Below are 259 nucleotides of genomic sequence, written 5' to 3'. Positions count from 1 at the left end.
TTAATATTACCGCCGAGGACTTACCAACGGAAGGCGAACGCAAAGCACTCCGATACATCACGGAATATGCGGAGAAACACGGAGGCCAGGCGCCGACGGCCGAGATGGTTGCGAATGAGGTGCCGGACTTCCAGCCGGATTTTAATATCGAGGCCAATTACGATTACCTTGCGAAAAAATTGAAAAATCACGCATCCTTACGAGACTTTTCCGAAATTGTTAACGGTAGAGGTGACGGCGGAGAATCCGAATTTATGAA

1 pseudogene is annotated in these 259 nt (G+C 48.6%); it reads left to right on the top strand.

What is annotated here, in order from left to right:
- Nucleotides 1–259 (top strand): annotated as a pseudogene (locus tag CF394_RS15285) (DnaB-like helicase C-terminal domain-containing protein); the annotation flags it as partial.

The organism is Tetzosporium hominis, assembly GCF_002265435.1.
GTDB lineage: Bacteria > Bacillota > Bacilli > Bacillales_A > Planococcaceae > Chryseomicrobium > Chryseomicrobium hominis.
Note: the sequence above shows the minus strand (reverse complement) of the source record. Positions and strands in the feature narration are given on the sequence as shown.